This window comes from Paenibacillus montaniterrae (assembly GCF_018403185.1).
GTDB lineage: Bacteria > Bacillota > Bacilli > Paenibacillales > Paenibacillaceae > Pristimantibacillus > Pristimantibacillus montaniterrae.
The window spans coordinates 856643-874317 of sequence record NZ_BOSE01000001.1 but is presented as its reverse complement, the minus strand read 5'-3'; the positions used below and the strand labels follow the sequence as shown (position 1 = coordinate 874317).

Annotated in this window: 18 protein-coding genes and 1 riboswitch; all 18 genes read left to right on the top strand. The window is 47.5% G+C overall.

Features of this window, described 5'->3' with window-relative positions; translation table 11 throughout:
* Nucleotides 1-20 precede the first annotated feature (20 nt).
* The 18 genes from KJS52_RS04150 (at nt 21) to ccsA (ending at nt 17651) form a co-directional block, all read left to right on the top strand.
* A complete protein-coding gene (locus KJS52_RS04150) occupies nt 21-1760 on the top strand; it encodes a spore germination protein (RefSeq protein ID WP_213513401.1) in 1740 nt (579 codons plus the stop codon).
* 115 nt (nt 1761-1875) lie between these two features.
* On the top strand, nt 1876-3207 hold the full coding sequence (gene lysA, locus KJS52_RS04145) for a diaminopimelate decarboxylase (protein ID WP_213513399.1): 1332 nt from the start codon (nt 1876-1878) through the stop codon (nt 3205-3207).
* 52 nt (nt 3208-3259) lie between these two features.
* The gene (locus KJS52_RS04140) at nt 3260-3691 is read left to right on the top strand and encodes a peptidylprolyl isomerase (RefSeq protein ID WP_213513398.1); all 432 of its coding nucleotides are present in this window, start codon (nt 3260-3262) and stop codon (nt 3689-3691) included.
* Between the two features lie 30 nt (nt 3692-3721).
* Nucleotides 3722-3887: riboswitch (FMN riboswitch) on the top strand.
* A gap of 195 nt (nt 3888-4082) precedes the next feature.
* Entirely contained in the window at nt 4083-5198 is a 1116-nt protein-coding gene (ribD, locus tag KJS52_RS04135) for a bifunctional diaminohydroxyphosphoribosylaminopyrimidine deaminase/5-amino-6-(5-phosphoribosylamino)uracil reductase RibD (RefSeq protein ID WP_306433564.1), read from the top strand.
* Between the two features lie 21 nt (nt 5199-5219).
* Nucleotides 5220-5876: a riboflavin synthase gene (gene ribE, locus KJS52_RS04130; protein WP_213513396.1), complete on the top strand. Its 657-nt coding sequence runs from the start codon at nt 5220-5222 to the stop codon at nt 5874-5876.
* 23 nt (nt 5877-5899) lie between these two features.
* Nucleotides 5900-7111, top strand: a complete 1212-nt coding sequence (locus KJS52_RS04125; RefSeq protein WP_281425546.1) for a bifunctional 3,4-dihydroxy-2-butanone-4-phosphate synthase/GTP cyclohydrolase II — start codon at nt 5900-5902, stop codon at nt 7109-7111.
* Nucleotides 7112-7175: 64 nt separating this feature from the next.
* On the top strand, nt 7176-7646 hold the full coding sequence (ribH, locus tag KJS52_RS04120) for a 6,7-dimethyl-8-ribityllumazine synthase (protein WP_213513394.1): 471 nt from the start codon (nt 7176-7178) through the stop codon (nt 7644-7646).
* Between the two features lie 27 nt (nt 7647-7673).
* Entirely contained in the window at nt 7674-8453 is a 780-nt protein-coding gene (locus KJS52_RS04115; RefSeq protein ID WP_213513392.1) for a segregation and condensation protein A, read from the top strand.
* Nucleotides 8422-9027, top strand: coding sequence for an SMC-Scp complex subunit ScpB (scpB, locus tag KJS52_RS04110; protein WP_213513390.1), 606 nt, complete (start codon nt 8422-8424; stop codon nt 9025-9027). The genes KJS52_RS04115 and scpB overlap by 32 nt, the downstream gene beginning before the upstream one ends.
* Nucleotides 9028-9182: 155 nt before the next feature.
* Nucleotides 9183-9854 carry a DUF2953 domain-containing protein gene (locus KJS52_RS04105; RefSeq protein WP_213513388.1) on the top strand — a complete coding sequence of 224 codons (672 nt, stop codon included), beginning with the start codon at nt 9183-9185 and terminating at the stop codon, nt 9852-9854.
* A gap of 82 nt (nt 9855-9936) precedes the next feature.
* Entirely contained in the window at nt 9937-10443 is a 507-nt protein-coding gene (gene ytfJ, locus KJS52_RS04100) for a GerW family sporulation protein (RefSeq protein WP_213513386.1), read from the top strand.
* A gap of 327 nt (nt 10444-10770) precedes the next feature.
* A complete protein-coding gene (locus tag KJS52_RS04095; protein WP_213513385.1) occupies nt 10771-11937 on the top strand; it encodes a D-alanyl-D-alanine carboxypeptidase family protein in 1167 nt (388 codons plus the stop codon).
* Nucleotides 11938-11980: 43 nt separating this feature from the next.
* Entirely contained in the window at nt 11981-12625 is a 645-nt protein-coding gene (locus KJS52_RS04090) for a nucleoside recognition domain-containing protein (RefSeq protein WP_213513383.1), read from the top strand.
* Complete coding sequence (locus KJS52_RS04085) at nt 12618-13154, top strand: spore maturation protein (RefSeq protein ID WP_213513382.1); 537 nt, start codon at nt 12618-12620, stop codon at nt 13152-13154. Before KJS52_RS04090 ends, KJS52_RS04085 begins: the two co-directional genes overlap by 8 nt.
* A 55-nt stretch (nt 13155-13209) precedes the next feature.
* Entirely contained in the window at nt 13210-13950 is a 741-nt protein-coding gene (locus KJS52_RS04080; RefSeq protein WP_213513381.1) for a pseudouridine synthase, read from the top strand.
* 91 nt (nt 13951-14041) lie between these two features.
* The gene (locus tag KJS52_RS04075; protein WP_213513380.1) at nt 14042-14569 is read left to right on the top strand and encodes a redoxin domain-containing protein; all 528 of its coding nucleotides are present in this window, start codon (nt 14042-14044) and stop codon (nt 14567-14569) included.
* A 146-nt stretch (nt 14570-14715) separates the two neighbouring features.
* Nucleotides 14716-16392: a cytochrome c biogenesis protein ResB gene (gene resB, locus KJS52_RS04070; RefSeq protein ID WP_213513378.1), complete on the top strand. Its 1677-nt coding sequence runs from the start codon at nt 14716-14718 to the stop codon at nt 16390-16392.
* Nucleotides 16389-17651 (top strand): cytochrome c biogenesis protein CcsA, encoded by a 1263-nt coding sequence (gene ccsA / locus KJS52_RS04065; RefSeq protein WP_213513377.1) that lies wholly within the window; start codon nt 16389-16391, stop codon nt 17649-17651. Before resB ends, ccsA begins: the two co-directional genes overlap by 4 nt.
* Nucleotides 17652-17675 lie beyond the last annotated feature (24 nt).

The window sequence follows — 17675 nt, the reverse complement described above, 5'->3', positions numbered from 1 at the left end:
ATAAAAGAGGAGAGGTGTTCATGATGAAGGATCAGGATCAACAGCAACCAACGGAGGGGCATTCATCATTTCATCCATCGCAGCTGTCTTCACAGTCTATTGAAGAGCAGGAGCTTGACCCTAGCCGCTCTGGCTACCGCAATATTGTCGAGAAGGGCGTTTGGCTTTCTCCAGAGAAGGGGCAGGCAGGAGAGCAGGGGGATCAGGAAAAGCAGCAAGGGAGCCAGCAAAAGCAAGGGCAGCAGAAGGATCAGATGCAAACTGCGCCCAAGGAGCCGATTCCTACCTCGCTCGATGAAATTTTGCAGCGGCTTGAGGCAGATATCGGCTATAAAACAAGCTTTGATATTGCGGTCAGAGAAATGAAGATTGGCCATACGCGGATTGCGATGCTGTCTATGAGCGGGCTTGTTAATTCGTCCATTATGCTGGAGGTGCTGAAGCGGCTGTCGTTTTTGCAGGCGCATCAGATTGCAGCAGATGCGTTGGAAAGCTTCTTTACATATTATATTCCATCTGCGCAGGTGCGTAAGGAAGATGATTGGCACTTGATTCTGGCATCGGTTATGGGCGGAGAATGCGCCTTGTTCGTAGACGGGGAGCCTGTTGCGCTGGCGATAGAGGTGCGCAACTTCCCGGCTCGCGGTCTGGAGGAGCCTTCACTGGAAAAGGTCGTTCGCGGCTCCAGAGACGGCTTTAATGAGACTTTGATGGTAAATGTGTCGCTCGTGCGGCGCAGATTGAAGGACCCGAAGCTGCGCTATGAGCTGCTACGCGTAGGGGCGCGGACGAAAACCGATGTCTGTATCGCTTATATCGACGACATTGTCGACAAGCAGCTGCTGCAGGAGGTTAAGCGCAAGATTGAAATGATCAAAATTGACGGCTTGCCGCTTGCCGACAAGCAGCTTGAAGAAGCAACGATTAAGCGCGGCTGGAATCCGTTCCCGCTCGTCCGTTATTCCGAGCGTCCGGATACCGTCTCTTCTCATTTGCTGGAAGGTGCAATTGCTATTTTTGTCGATACATCGCCAAGTGTCATGACGCTGCCTGCAACCTATGCCGATTTGATGCAGCATGTGGAAGAAAACAGGCAAACGCCGCTCGTTGGTTCTTATTTGCGATGGGTAAGGTTCCTTGGTATAATTAGCTCCTTGCTGCTGCTGCCGCTTTGGCTGCTGTTTGTGCAGTTTCCGGAATACCGGCCAGAGTTTTTGAACTTTCTCGGACCTAAGGAAACAGGAGCAATTCCACTGGTGCTGCAATTTTTAATAGCAGAAATCGGGGTTGACCTGATGCGGATGGCATCCGTTCATACGCCAACCTCGCTGGCAACGGCCATGTCGCTTGTCGCCGCAATTCTCATTGGCGATATCGCTGTGCAGACAGGGGTATTTGTCAATGAGGTCATCCTTTATATGGCCGTTGCGGCAGTCGGCATGTTCGCCACACCGAGCTATGAGCTCGGACTCGCCAATCGTCTCGTAAGGCTGCTGCTCATTATAACTGTAACAGCGTTTGGGCTTGCAGGCTTGATCATTCCAGCGACAGTGATTACGGTCGCCCTGGCGATGGAGCGCTCTGTCAACCGCCCATACCTGTGGCCGCTCATTCCTTTTGATCTAAAATCTGCTATAAATATTCTCATTCGCAAGCCAGTGTTGTATAATCGTACTCGACCAAATATTATGAAGCCGCAGCAGTCGGAGCGGATGCCAATCGATGATGAACAGAAACAGGATAATGATGGCACAAACTAAAAAATACAAACTAGTTGCGAAAATATCCATTTCGTCATCATTTCGATTTAAGGTATACTGTTAGTAATGATAAAAATGGGTCTATCTATATCGATAGAGGAAAGATGAGGGGAAAATGTATTTACACGGAACAAGTAAAATTAATGATAACGGTCACTTGGAAATCGGTGGCGTAGATGTTGCAGATTTGGCAGCGAAATTCGGCACGCCACTATACATTGTAGATGAGGCGCTTGTGCGTCAGCGCGCGCGCGAATATGTAGATGCATTTACTAAAACAGGCTTGAAGTTTCAGGTTGCTTATGCCAGCAAAGCTTTTTCTGTAAAAGCAATGTGCGTGTTGGCCGAGCAGGAGAACCTGTCGCTTGACGTCGTTTCCGACGGCGAGCTGTATACAGCTATTCAAGCAGGCTTCCCGGCAGAGCGCATTCACTTCCACGGCAACAATAAAACCGAGGAAGAAATTAATATGGCGCTTGAAGTGGGGATTGGCTGCTTCGTAGTGGACAACTTCATCGAGCTTCATATGCTGGATGAGCTTGCAGCTAAGAAAAATAATGTTGTGAACGTATTGCTGCGCATTACACCGGGCGTAGAGGCGCATACACATGACTATATTTCTACTGGACAGCAGGACTCCAAGTTCGGCTTTGACCTTGGCAATGGCTCTGCGCGCGAGGCAGTGGTGCAGGCTAGCCAGCTGGCCAATTTGAAGCTGCTTGGCGTTCATTCTCATATCGGCTCGCAAATTTTCGAGGTAGAAGGCTTCCGCATGGCTGTTGAGAAGGTTACACAGTTTGCTGTTGCAATTCGCGACGAGCTGGGCATTCTATTCTCGGTCATCAATGTTGGCGGCGGTTTCGGCATTCGCTATGTTGAAGGCGATTCTCCATTGCCGATTGCTGAATATGTAAATGCGATTGCCGATGCGATCAAATCCAACTTTACGGCAGCAGATTATGCATGGCCTGAAATTTGGGTTGAGCCAGGCCGCAGCATGGTTGGCGATGCAGGTACGACGCTTTACACGGTAGGCACAAGCAAAAACATTCCTGGCGTGCGCAAATATTTGGCGGTTGATGGCGGTATGACAGATAATCCGCGTCCTGCACTTTACCAATCGCAGTATGAAGCGGTTTTGGCTAACCGTGCTAATGAGGAAGCGACAGAACTCGTATCAATCGCGGGCAAATGCTGTGAAAGCGGCGATATGCTGATTTGGGATTTGAAGCTGCCAGAAGCTAAAACTGGCGATTTGCTGGCTGTATTCTGTACAGGCGCATACAACTATGCGATGGCGAGCAACTATAACCGTATTCGTCGTCCAGCGGTTGTGTTTGTCAAGGATGGTCAAGCAGATCTCGTTGTTCAACGCGAGTCGCTTGACAATATCGTATGCAATGATGTAATTCCTGAGCGTCTGCAAAAATCTTCACTTGCGAAATAGGCTGGAAATTGGTAACGTTATGTTATCAGAAGAAGAAAGGTAGATGTGATGAATGGCAAAACAAGCGAAAATTAAATTAGCTGCAGGCGGCGAGGTTGTACTTGACCTATTTGAGAAGGATGCACCGAACACGGTTGCCAATTTCGAAAAGCTTGCTAACAGCGGTTTTTATAATGGTCTGATTTTCCACCGTGTCATCCCTGGCTTTGTCGCGCAGGGTGGTTGTCCTGAAGGACGCGGCACTGGCGGTCCAGGCTATACAATCAACTGTGAAATCAATCCGAACAAGCATGAGCGCGGTACGCTGGCAATGGCGCATGCTGGCCGCAACACTGGCGGCAGCCAGTTTTACATTTGTTATCAGCCGCAGCCGCATCTGGACGGACAGCATACTGTTTTTGGCAAGGTTGCCAAAGGCATGGAGTTTGTTGATGCGCTGTCTAATGGCTCGCAAATGGAAACAGTTGAAGTTTACGAGGTTTAATGTTAAAGTAATAACAATCGAATAATAAGCAAGCTCCTTCGGGGTCGGGTGAAAGTCCCAACCGGCGGTGATCTGTGAGAGAAGCAGCAACGCTTCTCTCACGTAAGTCCGTGACCCAATTTATTGATAACGATGAATTGGCTGATCTAGTGCAAGTCTAGAACCGACAGTAAAGTCTGGATGGGAGAAGGAGAATTTTTTGACAAAGCTGCTTCGTAGGCTTTTTTTCGCATACGGATAAAGCAGGCTTATTTTGTGTATGATATGTGCACAATTTCACAAGTGACATAGCGCCTTTATTTTAAAATACAGGTGGATCTATGTTTGTTTGTTGTCGAAACTTTTACGTTCTCCCCCCGAATGGCAGTTTGCCGTTTGGGGGTTTTTTGTTGTGATCGAAGTGATCAATGACGAATACTACATGGATTTGGCCATCTCAATGGCAAGTAAAGCGATCGGTCAAACGGGAATTAATCCGGTTGTTGGCTGCGTCATTACGATGGATGGCAGTATTGTCGGAATGGGCGCGCATTTGCAGCGGGGAGAAGCGCATGCCGAGGTCCAGGCTGTAAAAATGGCAGGAGAACGAACGATAGGCGCAACTGCTTACGTCACGCTGGAGCCATGCAGCCACTTCGGAAAAACGCCTCCTTGTGCAAATTTGCTTATTGAACGCGGCATTAGCCGTGTCGTTGTAGCCGCACTGGACCCGAATCCGCTCGTGGCGGGAAGTGGCATCAAGGTATTACAGCAGGCGGGCATAGAAGTGAAGGTAGGTGTGCTTGAGGCTCGCGCCAAAAAGCTGAATGAAATATTCAATCACTACATTACGACGAAGCGGCCTTTCGTAACCTTGAAATCAGCCTCCACTCTGGACGGGCGGCTAGCTACGAAAACGGGGAGCTCGCAATGGATTAGCGGCGCTACAGCACGCGCTGAGGTACACACGCTGCGCCATCAGCATCAAGCGATTATGATTGGCGTCAATACTCTGCTGCAGGACGATCCATCCTTGACAACGAGACTCGAGGTGGAAGCAAAGCAGCCAATCCCGATAATTGTCGATGCCAAGCTGCGGACGCCTGCGAGCGCCAAAGTAATTCAGCATAGCGGACAGCGGGCAATTGTGCTCACAACCGAAGCTGCAAGTCGCGATCACGAACAACAGCTGCAGCAATATGGCGTTACGGTCGTTCGCTGTGGTGCTGGCGAGCAAGTCGATCTTCACGCAGCTATGCAATGGCTTGGCGAGCATGAAATCAGCTCGATTTTGCTGGAGGGCGGCGGCAAGCTTAATGGAGCGATGCTGCAAGCAGGCTTCGTAAACAAGCTGGTGCTTTACTATGGAATGAAAATTGTCGGCGGCGCCGATTCGCCTGCGCTCTTCGATATGGCGGGTGTTGAGCTGATGCAGGACGCTTATACGCTGGAAGAGGTAGAAGTGGCGCAAGTTGGTGAAGATATTCGTATTATCGGCTACCCGCGCTATTCAAGCAGCCAGCAATAGCGCAAGCAAGGGGGAAGTGATATGTTTACAGGTTTAATAGAAGAGATTGGCCATATTAGCCATGTAACGAGCAAAGGGGAAGCGATGCTGCTCACTGTCCAGGCGAGCAAGGTGCTTGAGGAGGTGAAGCTTGGCGACAGTATCTCGGTTAATGGAGTTTGCTTGACTGTTACTAGCTTCAACAGCTCCAGCTTCACTGCTGATGTTATGCCGGAAACCTACCGTCGCAGCTCGCTGTCCTCGTTAAAAAAGGGCGGAGCCGTTAATCTTGAACGAGCGATGCAGATCGGCTCCCGCTTCGGCGGACATATTGTGCAGGGGCATGTGGATGGCTTGGCAACGATCAAGTCGAGCTACGAGGATAGCAACGCTGTCGTTTATACGCTGCAGCTGCATGATCGTGAGCAGCTGCGCTATATTATCCCGAAGGGCTCCATTACGATAGACGGCATCAGCTTAACCGTTGTCGATGTTGCAGAAGAAGCGGTCACTGTATCGATTATCCCGCATACATTGGCGCAAACCGCGCTGCAATACCGCAAGCCAGGAGAAATTGTTAATATCGAATGCGATATTATCGGCAAATACGTTGAGCATTTGCTAGGCTTTCAAGCTAGAGAGGCAGGCAAGCAATCGAAGCTATCGGCAGCATTTTTGCAAGAGCACGGCTTTATGTAAACTGCGAGGAGGAGTGAAACAGCATGGAACAAGAGCAAATTGTGTTTGACAGTATCGAGCAGGCGCTTGAGGATTTAAAGCAAGGGAAGCTTGTAATCGTCGTTGATGATGAGGATCGGGAAAATGAAGGTGATTTGGTAGTGCTGGCGGAATTCGCAACAGCGGACGCGATCAACTTCATGATCAAGGAAGCAAGAGGCCTTGTCTGCGCGCCAATTACCGAGGAGCGGGCTGCAGAGCTGGATTTGCCGCCAATGGTCAATCATAATACCGATTACCACGGAACGGCCTTTACCGTTTCGGTCGACCATAGCTCGACTACAACAGGAATTTCTGCCCATGAGCGGGCGATGACGGTGCAGGCGCTGATTGATGAGCATACGAAGCCGCAGCATTTTCGCAGACCGGGCCATATCTTTCCGCTCATCGCCAAAAAAGGCGGGGTGCTGCAGCGTGCAGGCCATACGGAAGCGGGAATTGATCTTGCGCGATTGGCTGGCTCCAAGCCCGCTGCTGTCATCTGCGAAATTATTAAAGAGGATGGAACGATGGCGCGGCTTGATGACTTGATCAAGTTCAAGCAAGAGCATCAATTAAAGCTGATTACAATTAAGGATCTTATCTCATATCGCAGCCATACAGAGAAGCTGGTCAATCGCGAGGTTTCCTGCAAGCTGCCGACTGACTTTGGCGAGTTCCGCATAGTTGCCTATACGAATGTGCTGGACGGCAAGGAGCATGTGGCGCTTGTTAAAGGAGAAATTGATTCCAGCAAGCCGGTGCTGCTGCGTGTTCATTCCGAATGCTTGACGGGCGATGTATTTCATTCGCATCGCTGCGACTGCGGACCGCAGCTTGAAGCTGCTTTGCAGCGGATTGAGCAGGAAGGCAGCGGCATTGTGCTGTATATGCGCCAGGAAGGACGCGGCATTGGCTTAATTAATAAGCTGAAGGCGTATGTGCTGCAGGAGGAAGGTCTTGATACGGTAGAGGCGAACATAAAGCTGGGCTTCCCGGCTGATTTGCGGGAGTACGGCATCGGCGCACAAATTTTACGAGATTTGGGCGTTAAGCAAATTCGCTTGCTTACGAACAATCCGCGCAAAATTAAAGGGCTGGAGGGCTATGGCCTTGAGGTTGTCGAGCGCGTTCCGATTCAGCTGCAGCATAATAAGGACAATGAGAAGTATCTGCATACGAAGCAGGAAAAGCTTGGCCATATGCTAAATTTTTAAGATTTCTTATAAAAGTAATGCTTTTATCGCAAATAATTATTAAAATAAGAAAGGAGAAATTAAAATGGCATTTGTATACGAGGGCAATTTAATTTCGCAAGGATTAAAATATGGAGTTGTAGTTGGACGTTTCAATGAGTTTATTTCCAGCAAGCTGTTGTCAGGCGCGCTTGATGCATTCAAGCGTCATGGCGCAGAGGATGCGGACGTTGAAGTTGCGTGGGTACCGGGAGCATTTGAAATTCCGCTTATTGCGCAAAAGATGGCTGAAAGCGGAAAGTATGATGCAGTAATTACGCTTGGTGCTGTTATTCGCGGCGCAACGCCTCACTTCGATTATGTGTGCAACGAGGCGGCAAAAGGCGTTGCAGCGGTTGGCCTGAAAACAGGCGTGCCGACTATTTTCGGCGTGTTGACGGTTGATTCCATCGAGCAGGCGATTGAGCGTGCGGGAACGAAAGCAGGAAATAAAGGCTATGAAGCTGCCGTTACAGCAATTGAAATGGCAAACTTGACGAAGGTGCTGCAAGCCTAGTTGAGTGAAGTAACAGGAGGTTGAAGCGTGTCGGTACTTTATAAGCTGGATTCTTTCGAGGGTCCGCTCGATTTATTGCTGCATTTGATTGATCGGGCAGAGATCGATATCCATGAAATATCCATAAGTGAAATAACGACGCAGTATATGGATTATTTGCATGCCATGAAGGAATTGGAGCTGGACATAACAAGCGAATTTTTGGTGATGGCCGCTACGCTGCTTAGCATTAAAAGCCAGCAGCTATTGCCAAAGCCTCCTGTATTTGAGCATGAATATGAAGAGTGGTATGATGAAGGACCTGATTTGCGGGAAGAGCTTATCCAAAAGCTGATTGAATATCGCAAGTTTAAGCAAATCGCTGAGGAGCTGAAGGAGAAAGAGTTCCAGCGTTCGCTTGTTTATTCGAAAGAGCCTGAGGATATGACCGTATATATGAAGGAGCAAATCGTAGATCCGCTGCAAGGGATAGAGCTGTCTGATATCGTTAATGCCTTTCAGAAGGCGTTGAGACGGGCAAGCCGTCGAGATATGATAGCTACTGTGCAGCGTGATGAAATATCGGTCAAGGATCGCATTCGCGATATTGTAGAGGTGCTGAAGCAATTTGAAACGGTACGCTTCTCGAAGCTGATTCGCGATCATATGGCCAAGCATGAAATTGTCGTGACGTTTTTATCTATTCTTGAATTAATGAAGATGAAGCATATCCGTTGCTATCAGCACGGACTCTTCGACGATATTGTGATCCAGTGGAGAGGAGAAGGGGCTGTAGATGGAATTTCAGAAATTGAAATCGATTATTGAGGGACTTTTATTTATGGCAGGTGATGAAGGGCTGACCAAGCGCCAGCTTGCCGATATTATGTCCATCGATGCGGATTATGCTGAGGAGCTGGTGCTTGATTTGCAGCGCGATCTTGAGCGAGAGGAGCGCGGCGTGCAAATTGGCATTATTGCCGGAACGTATCGGCTGACGACGAATCCTGATCATGCCGAGTATTTCGAGCGGATGGCGTACACGCCTACCAGAGCGCAGCTGTCGCAAGCAGCGCTGGAAACGTTGTCGATCGTTGCATACAAGCAGCCGATTACCCGTGTTGAAATTGAAGAGATTCGCGGTGTCAAATGCGAACGGGCGATTCATACGCTCGTTGCCAAGGATTTGATCGAGGAGGTTGGCCGAGCTGATGCGATCGGGCGGCCGATCTTGTACGGCACGACTAAAGCGTTTCTTGACAGCTTTGGCCTCGCCTCTATTAAAGAGCTGCCGGAACCGAAGGAGGTTTCGCTTGAGGATGAGGATTTGGAGGAGCAAACACAGCTATTGTTCGAGCGCTTTGAAGGACGTCAGATGACGCTGGATGAAGTTAAGGACTAATTTATTCATAATCATTCATATTCTACATAAGACTGGTTCATACTATGGTCGATGTTTACAAGCAATTGCCTTTGAAAGCTGATGCTTATAATGCATAAAGCTTTAGAAGTCGTTCAAAAAGCCGAACTTTTTGAACACGCACTGGGAGGTTCTGTATGCTTTCTTTTATTGTAAACGACTGGCTGTTATGGATCGGTCTTTTTTTTATAGCTATAGTTGCCATATTATGGTTTACGGATGTGAATATTGAGCTTTCTGCTCGCCGCAGGAAAGAGGATGATGAAGCGAAGGCAAAGCTTACTGCGCTGTTTGGTTTGGTTTCCTTTACATTTAAAATGCCGCAATTTCGCTTGAATCGTCGCGGGATTGGAATAAAGGTCAATAAGCCAAATGGTTCGGATGACAAGGTAGAGCTTGAGCTGCGGGAGGCGATTACGCAATATCAAATTTGGAACGAGGCCATTTCGATTGTGCGCGAGTTTAGACAATGGTTCATAAAGCTGTTGAGCAAAATCGAGCTGTCTAACTGGAAATGGCGCAGCGCAGTCGGGACAGGAGAAGCGATGTCTGCGGCGATAAGCTGCGGCATGCTATGGTCAGCCAAAGGCTTATTGTTTGGCAATTTGTCGCGCTATGTAAAAGTGATGGACACGCCAGAGGTGGAGATTGAGCCTCGGTTTCACCAAAAGATATTCGAAAGTGAATGGTCCTGCTCTTTGAAGCTGAAGGTAGGTGCGCTCATTATTGCCTCAAGTTATTTGCTGCTGCATGCGACAGCCTTTCGTAAAACGAGGCATTTGTGGAAAACACTTATTTCGAAAGCATAGCCAGAACTTTCCCCTAATGAAGACCGCTAATAACGAGCACACTATATGCGCAAATACTTTTTTCATCAAGGAGTGAATGACTGTGACTGCAAATAATATAGAGGGCTTGGTTGGCGTTTCCTTAGGTCAAATTAAAGAGATGCTTGGTATTAATACAATTGTTGGCGATCCGATTCATACCCCTTCAGGCGACACGATTCTGCCTATTTCACGCGTAGGTGTCGGCTTTGTTGCGGGCGGCAGCGAGCTGCGAATGGATCAGGAAGCAGATCGTGAGCATGCGTTGAACAGCTCTTCCATGCCGTTTGGCGGTGGTAGCGGCGGCGGGGTTTCGATTACACCAATTGCATTCCTCGTTGTTGGGGCACAAGGAGTTAAGGTTGTGCCGCTTGACAATCAAACGCATTTGATTGATAAAGTAATCGATACAGCGCCAGCGATTATTGACAAAATGTCTAGCATGTTCGGCTCAAGCTCAGCTTCCAATGCTTCCTCGGGCTCAGCTACGTCTGGCTCCAGCAGCACCAGCATGCAAAATATGCAAAACAGCAGCATGCAAAGCGGCAGCTCGGACCCAAGCCTGCAATAATCTTTGCTGCTCGAATGAGATCACGAATAAAATTACGAATAAAATAAGTGAAAAAACTTTAGCGCATAGTGAGCCTGATTCACTGTGCGTTTTTTATTTGGTTTTTATTATGGGCTGCAGCTAACGGCAGCTTATTCATAAGAAAGCAGATTAAGGAAAGCAGTGAATGCTCGTCTACAATGGCAAGACCTTGCATATACTAAGACAAGACCTATGGGAGCATAATCAAAGAGATCATGAAAAGTTTAGACGATGCTTCCGAAGTACTTTTCATGTACATGGGAAGCATAATCAAAGAGCATCATGAAAAGTTTTAGGAGGACAACTATGAACAAGCAGCTAAAGACGATGATTGCCTTTATAGTAATAAGCTTATGTATATCAAGCAGCCTGGCCGGACAGACAGCGGTATATGCTTCACCGCCTTCTATTGGAACTAACGCATATGCTTCAGCCATTATTGATGTACAATCCGGAAGGATTTTATATAGCAGCAATGGTGATGTTGAAACAAGAATTGCAAGCTTGACAAAAATTATGACGGCTATTGTAGCGATCGAGCATGGAAATTTGGCGGATAAGGTAACGGTATCGCGACGGGCAGCAGGCAAGGAAGGCTCATCGATTTATTTAAAGCTGGGCGAGGAGATGACGCTGTCAAATTTGCTGTATGGCTTGATGCTTCGCTCAGGCAATGATGCTGCTACTGCCATCGCAGAGCATATCGGCGGCTCGGAGGCAGGGTTTGTGTTCCTGATGAATCAAAAGGCGGAGGAGCTTGGCTTGACGCATACACAATTTCGCAACCCGCATGGCTTGGATGCTGATGGACATTACTCGTCAGCTAATGATTTGGCCAAATTAACCGCCTACGCGTTGAAAAATAAAATTTTTGCGGAAATTGTGAAAACCAAGTACAAGCAAGCGCCAAACCCGTACGAGAAATGGAATTATACATGGCGCAACAAAAATAAAATGCTCAATATGTATGAAGGCGCAGATGGCGTAAAAACGGGCTACACCAAAAAAGCGTTTCGCTGTCTTGTAAGCTCCGCCACTCGAAATGGACAGCAGTTGGCCGTTGTGACGCTTAATGACGGGGATGATTGGCGCGATCACCAGAAGCTGCTGGATTGGGGCTTCAAGCATTATCCGCTGTCGCATTTGGCAGAGGCAAAGCAGCTTGTTCCTGGCAGCAACCTGGTTTATGGCACAGGCTTTAGCTACCCGCTTGAGGAATCCGAGCTTGATAAGGTGAAGGCAACGGTAGCTTTACTTGACCAACGCAGCGTCCATTACAGCCTTGGGGAAAGAGGCCGCATGAATTTTTACCTCGATGGCGAGCCGATTGGCACAGTGCCATTGTATGAGAAAGGAAGCGCGCGCATTAAAATGCTCGACAGTCGCGCTGCGGAGGAAAGCTTTACACAGTTCCAAAAGCTGAATCAACAGCAGGAAGGCTGGTTAAATAAGCTGAAAAGCTGGTTCAAATAATTTTATATAACCACTGTACGATCATGTAGGGGGAGGCATGACGATGGTCAATTGGATATGGCTGTTTTTAATCGTAATTAGTGTTGTTTTTGGCTTGATTAACGGGGATATGGATGCGATCACGCAAGCTGCATTTGATGGAGCGAAATCCGGTGTAACCATCAGCTTTGGCTTGATCAGCATTATGGTGTTTTGGCTTGGCATGATGAAAATAGCGGAGGAAGCGGGATTGCTGAACAAGCTGTCTCGCTTGCTCTATCCGTTTGTGCGCTGGCTGTTTCCGGATGTGCCAAAAAATCATCCTGCACTGGGCTATATTATGAGTAATTTGAGTGCAAATTTGTTCGGCTTGGGCAATGCGGCAACACCTATGGGGATCAAGGCAATGCAGGAGCTGCAAAGCATCAATCCAGACAAGCATACTGCGACACCGGCAATGTGTACGCTGCTCGCTTTAAATACATCAAGCATTACTATTGTGCCGACAACACTAATCGCGATTCGCATGAATTATAATTCGGCAAATCCGGCTGAAATTATCGGGACGACGCTGGCAGCTACCTTTATTGCTACTGGAGCTGCAATTTTGGCGGATCGCTGGTATCGAGCTCGAGACAAGGGACCGCCAGTTACATATCCATCTGCAACCAGCAGCTCCCCTAATATCGGGGGTGAGGCGCATGGTTAATTTGTTCTCGCAAATTTCGGCCTATATGATTCCAGCAATAATTGTTTTTATTCCGTTGTATGCGATGGTACGCAAAAAGAAGCCGGTATATGAGCTGTTTGTCGATGGGGCCAAGGATGGCTTCGACACTGCCATAGGCATAATCCCTCATCTGGTGGGCATGATGGTTGCAATCAGCATGTTTCGCGCTTCAGGCGCGATGGATGCGATGCTGATGGCAGTAAAGCCGCTGTTTGACTGGTTTGGCATCCCTAGCGAAGTGTTGCCGCTTGGCATATTGCGGCCGATTACAGGCGCAGGCTCACTCGCCTTTACCGCTGACCTGATTGCGACACATGGCCCGGATTCAATGATCGGCAGAATAGCTTCTACCATACAGGGCAGCACAGATACTACACTTTATGTGTTGACCGTATATTTTGGAGCGGTGGCGATTCGCAATTCAAAATATGCTTTGAAGGTAGGCTTGTTTTCAGATTTAGTCGGTTTTGTCGCCGCAATTGTGATCTGCATGCTTGTATTTGGATAGCCTGTCTTGTGCTTTTATCCAGTAATCGTTATGATGGTAGATGAGGTGAACATAGTTGGAACGATTGCAAAAAATATTAGCCCAAGCGGGCGTTGCTTCTCGGCGAAAATGCGAGGAGCTGATTTTGTCAGGAGCCGTTGAAGTCAATGGAGAGCCTGTCACAACTCTAGGAACAAAAGCAGATCCAGCAGTGGATGTCATTACGGTTAATGGTCGGCCAATTCGCAGTGAGAAAAAAATATATGTCATGCTGAATAAGCCAAAGGGTGTTATAACAAGCGCCAAGGACCCGCAAGGCCGCAAAGTGGTATCGGACTTTTTGCCGGGCATTAAGGAAAGAGTGTACCCCGTTGGTCGATTGGATTATGATACAGAAGGCTTGCTGTTATTGACGAATGATGGAGAGTTTGCCAATTTGCTTACTCATCCCAAGCATCATGTGCCTAAAACGTACCTTGCAACTGTTAAAGGCGTTCCGCATGGAACAGGTCTCGAACAGCTGCAAAAAGGGGTCATGCTGGAGGATGGGATGACTTATCCTGCAGATGTGGAATATCATGACGTCAATATGGACAAGAATGAAGCTACAATCCGCATTACGATTCATGAAGGCAGAAATCGTCAGGTGCGACGAATGTTTGAGGCAATCGGACATAAGGTGACCAGGCTAAAGCGTATCCGCTTTGGCGAGCTTGGTCTGGAAGGGCTGCCGCGCGGAAAATTTCGTCATCTTTCAGAGCAGGAAGTAAAAATGCTGCTGAATGAGGCACGTAAGTCACATAAAGTTCAAAAATAAGAAGAGACGACGGCATATCGTGCCGTCGAATTTTCGTTATAATGATAATGGGCTGCGTGTGCACTAACTTAGTAGCAAGGTGTGATACATAGTGGGTAAAAATCGTAAAAAAGTACAGGTTGTTGTCCTGCTGCTGGCACTGCTGCTTGGCGGCTATGCGATTGTTCAAAGCTTTACGTCAAATGACAGCGGTTTAGTGAAAGAAGGACAACAGGTGCCGGAATTTCGCCTTGCAAACCTGCAAGGAGAGCCTGTTGCATTGGAGGATTATGTAGGGAAGCCCGTAGTTATTAATTTTTGGGGTACATTTTGTGAACCGTGCATAAGAGAAATGCCATCTTTTGAACGCCAACACGAGCAGTGGAAGGACCAAGGTGTCGAAATTTTGGCGATTAATCTAAGCGAGGACACGCTTACAGTATCAAATTACGTGAAGAAGCTTGGCGTAACCTATACGATACTGCGGGATGTGAACCGAAAAACGGAGAAGCGTTATGGGATTCGTTCATATCCGACCACCTTTTTTGTCAATCGCGATGGAACATTATCCTCTGTATTTGTCGGAGAAATGAAAGAGTCTCAGATCGAGGAGCGAATTTCAAAGATCGTACAGCAATAGTATATGCTTTCGAAGTACTTTTCATGTACGTAGAAGCAGCATCAAAGAAGGTTCATGAAAAGTTTAGTCTGATCTTTCGAAGTACTTTTCATGTATATAGAAGCCGTACCAACGAAGGGTCATGAAAAGTTTTAGGAGGTTGTTCCGTGCTATTACCAGTAAACACCAAATGCGAATGCGGTCATCAGAATGCGGTCGGAACTGTGCTGTGTGAGTCATGCGGCAAGCCGCTTGAGAAGGAGCTGCTGGAGTCCAACGAGCCGCTGGAGATGCGCTATGATGGTGTGGCGAGACGATCGCAAAAAGCTAACCCGGATTATCTTGATAAGATATGGAACTTCTTTTCATCCGTTAAAATTGCCATCTATCTCATCATTATTACGTTTGTAGGGGCGATGCTGGGAACAATTTTTCCTCAGGCCTCAACCTTTATTTCCAGTACGTTTGATCCAAGCGTTTATTATGCAGAGCAGTACGGCTTGCCCGGAAAGATTTATTATTTTCTAGGTCTGCATCGAACCTACACGAGCTGGTGGTTTATTACACTGCTTGTCATGATTGCTACATCGCTTGTTATTTGCAGTATCGACCGTGTGCTGCCGTTGTATCGGGCGCTTAGCAAGCAGCAAATTCGCAAGCATCACGCCTTTCTAAAACGGCAAAAAGCGACCTACAGCACGACGCTTGCGGAAGATGAGGCAGAGTGGACGAAGCAGTATGGACAAGCATTGCGCAAAAAAGGCTATAAGGTGTTTGTCGACGAATCGGGTACAGCATTGCTGGCGGAGAAAAATCGTTTCAGCCGCTGGGGGCCGTATATTAACCATATCGGGCTCATTCTGTTTTTGCTGGCTGTGCTGGCGCGCAGTATTCCCGGCTGGAATGTTGACCAATATGTAAGTATTGCGGATGGCGACACTGTTCCGATTGTAGGCACCAATTATTATGTGAAAAGTGAAGGATTTAAAATCGAGCTATATGAAAATGAAGAGCTTCCTGAAGAACTGAAGGATAGCGGTCGCATCAAATCGTTCAAGACAGAGGTTGTGCTTTATGAGTGCTCGGCGAACTGCAATGATGACTTTGAACAACCGACGCTGACAGAGGTGCATCAGCATACCATTCTCGTCAATGATCCGCTTCGCTATAAGGAGCTGAAGCTGCATCAATTCGATTTTAATTTGACGCCGCGCATTAATGCGGTTTCTCCGATGGTTGTCAATGTGCAGACAGGGGAGAGCTACGGCCCATTTCATCTGAAGATGGTGGAGCCAGAGCTTCACTATGAGGTTGGTCCATATACGTTAGAGCTGATTGATAAATATATGGATTTTGCTATTAATAGCGAAGGCGAGCCGATTACATTGAGCAGCAGTCCGAATGCACCGGCCTTTATATTTAACATTAAAGGCCCGGGGCTTGCCGAGGCTGGAGAAGTATTTATGTACTTCCCGCTGGAAAAAGACAAGGTTCGCTTCTCTCAGGATACGATTAATCGCGAGCTGGCCAATAAAGTAGCGATCAAGGTGGAAGGGATGGAAAACGTAGATTTCTCAGCGGCGACCACCCACTTGAATGTGCGAATTGACAAAGCAATTAAATATTTATGGATTGGTGCCGTAATTAGTATGATTGGCCTTGTGATGGGGACGTATTGGCAGCATCGCAGAATATGGCTGCGCATCGATGATCAGCAGCTGACCTTGGGAGCTCACACAAATAAAAACTGGTATGGCTTAAGAGCGGATATTGCTTATGCATTAAAGCATTGTGGCATTGAGCTGGATCCGAAAAGTCTTGACAATGGGGGACATAAAGGATGAATTGGTTAGAATTTAGTAGTTCAAGCCTAGGTGTTGCATTTTTTCTGTATGTATTTGCAACGATCTTTTATATGGTTGCAATCGCAGGAAAGAAATGGGGCAAAAAAGATCCGAAGCTGCATGAAGCACGCTGGGGGAAAATAGCGTTTATTACTTCGACGCTTGGTCTTGTGGCACATTTGCTGTTCTTCTTTACACGCTGGATTGGCAGTGGACAAATTCCTACGAGCAATATGTATGAGTTTATTACGCTGCTTGGCATGACGATCATGATTGCCTACACGATCATTTACTTTATTTACAAAAAGCTGCTGCTAGGCATGTTTGCTTTGCCACTTGCGATTATTGTAATCGCTTATGCATCTGTATTTCCGTCTGACGTACAGCCTTTAGTTCCGGCGCTGCAGTCACATTGGTTAAAAATTCACGTCACAACGGCTGCGCTTGGCGAAGCATTTTTCGCTGTAGGCTTTGCCGCGGCTTTAATGTATTTGCTAAGAACAATTGACTTTAAGGATAAAACGAAAAACGGCAAGCGCGCACAGCGCTGGCTTGAATTTACGCTAATTTCTATTCTTGTCGTTATCGGCTTTATTATCGCTGCATTTGGCTTTAAAGGAGCCGGCTATACGGCAAGCTTTCAACAGGAAAATGCTTCGGTATCCCAATTAGGAGAGATTTCTACAACTACTGAAACAGTAGAGTATACAATGCCTCCTATTTTCAAGCCGTACAATAGCGAAGCAATCGAAGTAACCCCGTTTTTAGGCATGACGGACGGCTTGTTTGAAACACCATCCTGGTTCAACGGTGTCAATTCTGGCCGCAAGCTGAATACGGTAGTGTGGTCGATTATTGTTGGGCTGCTGCTTTATGGTATAATTCGAGTTATTATTAGAAAACCGCTTGGTGCTGCGATTCATCCGGCGCTTGAAGGGATTGACCCGGATGATCTTGATGAAATCAGCTACCGGGCGATCGTAATTGGATTCCCGATCTTTACACTGGGCGGCCTGATCTTTGCGATGATATGGGCAGAAGAAGCTTGGGGGCGCTTTTGGGGATGGGATCCGAAAGAGGTTTGGGCATTAATTACGTGGTTATACTATAGTGCTTATTTGCACTTTAGATTATCACGCGGCTGGCAGGGCAAGCCGTCTGCATGGCTTGCTGTTATCGGATTTGTCATCGTATTGTTTACGCTTGTCGGTGTCAATCTATTAATAGCCGGCATGCATTCTTATGCAGGTGTTGAATAATAAAGCGAATGGATTGAGAGGGGT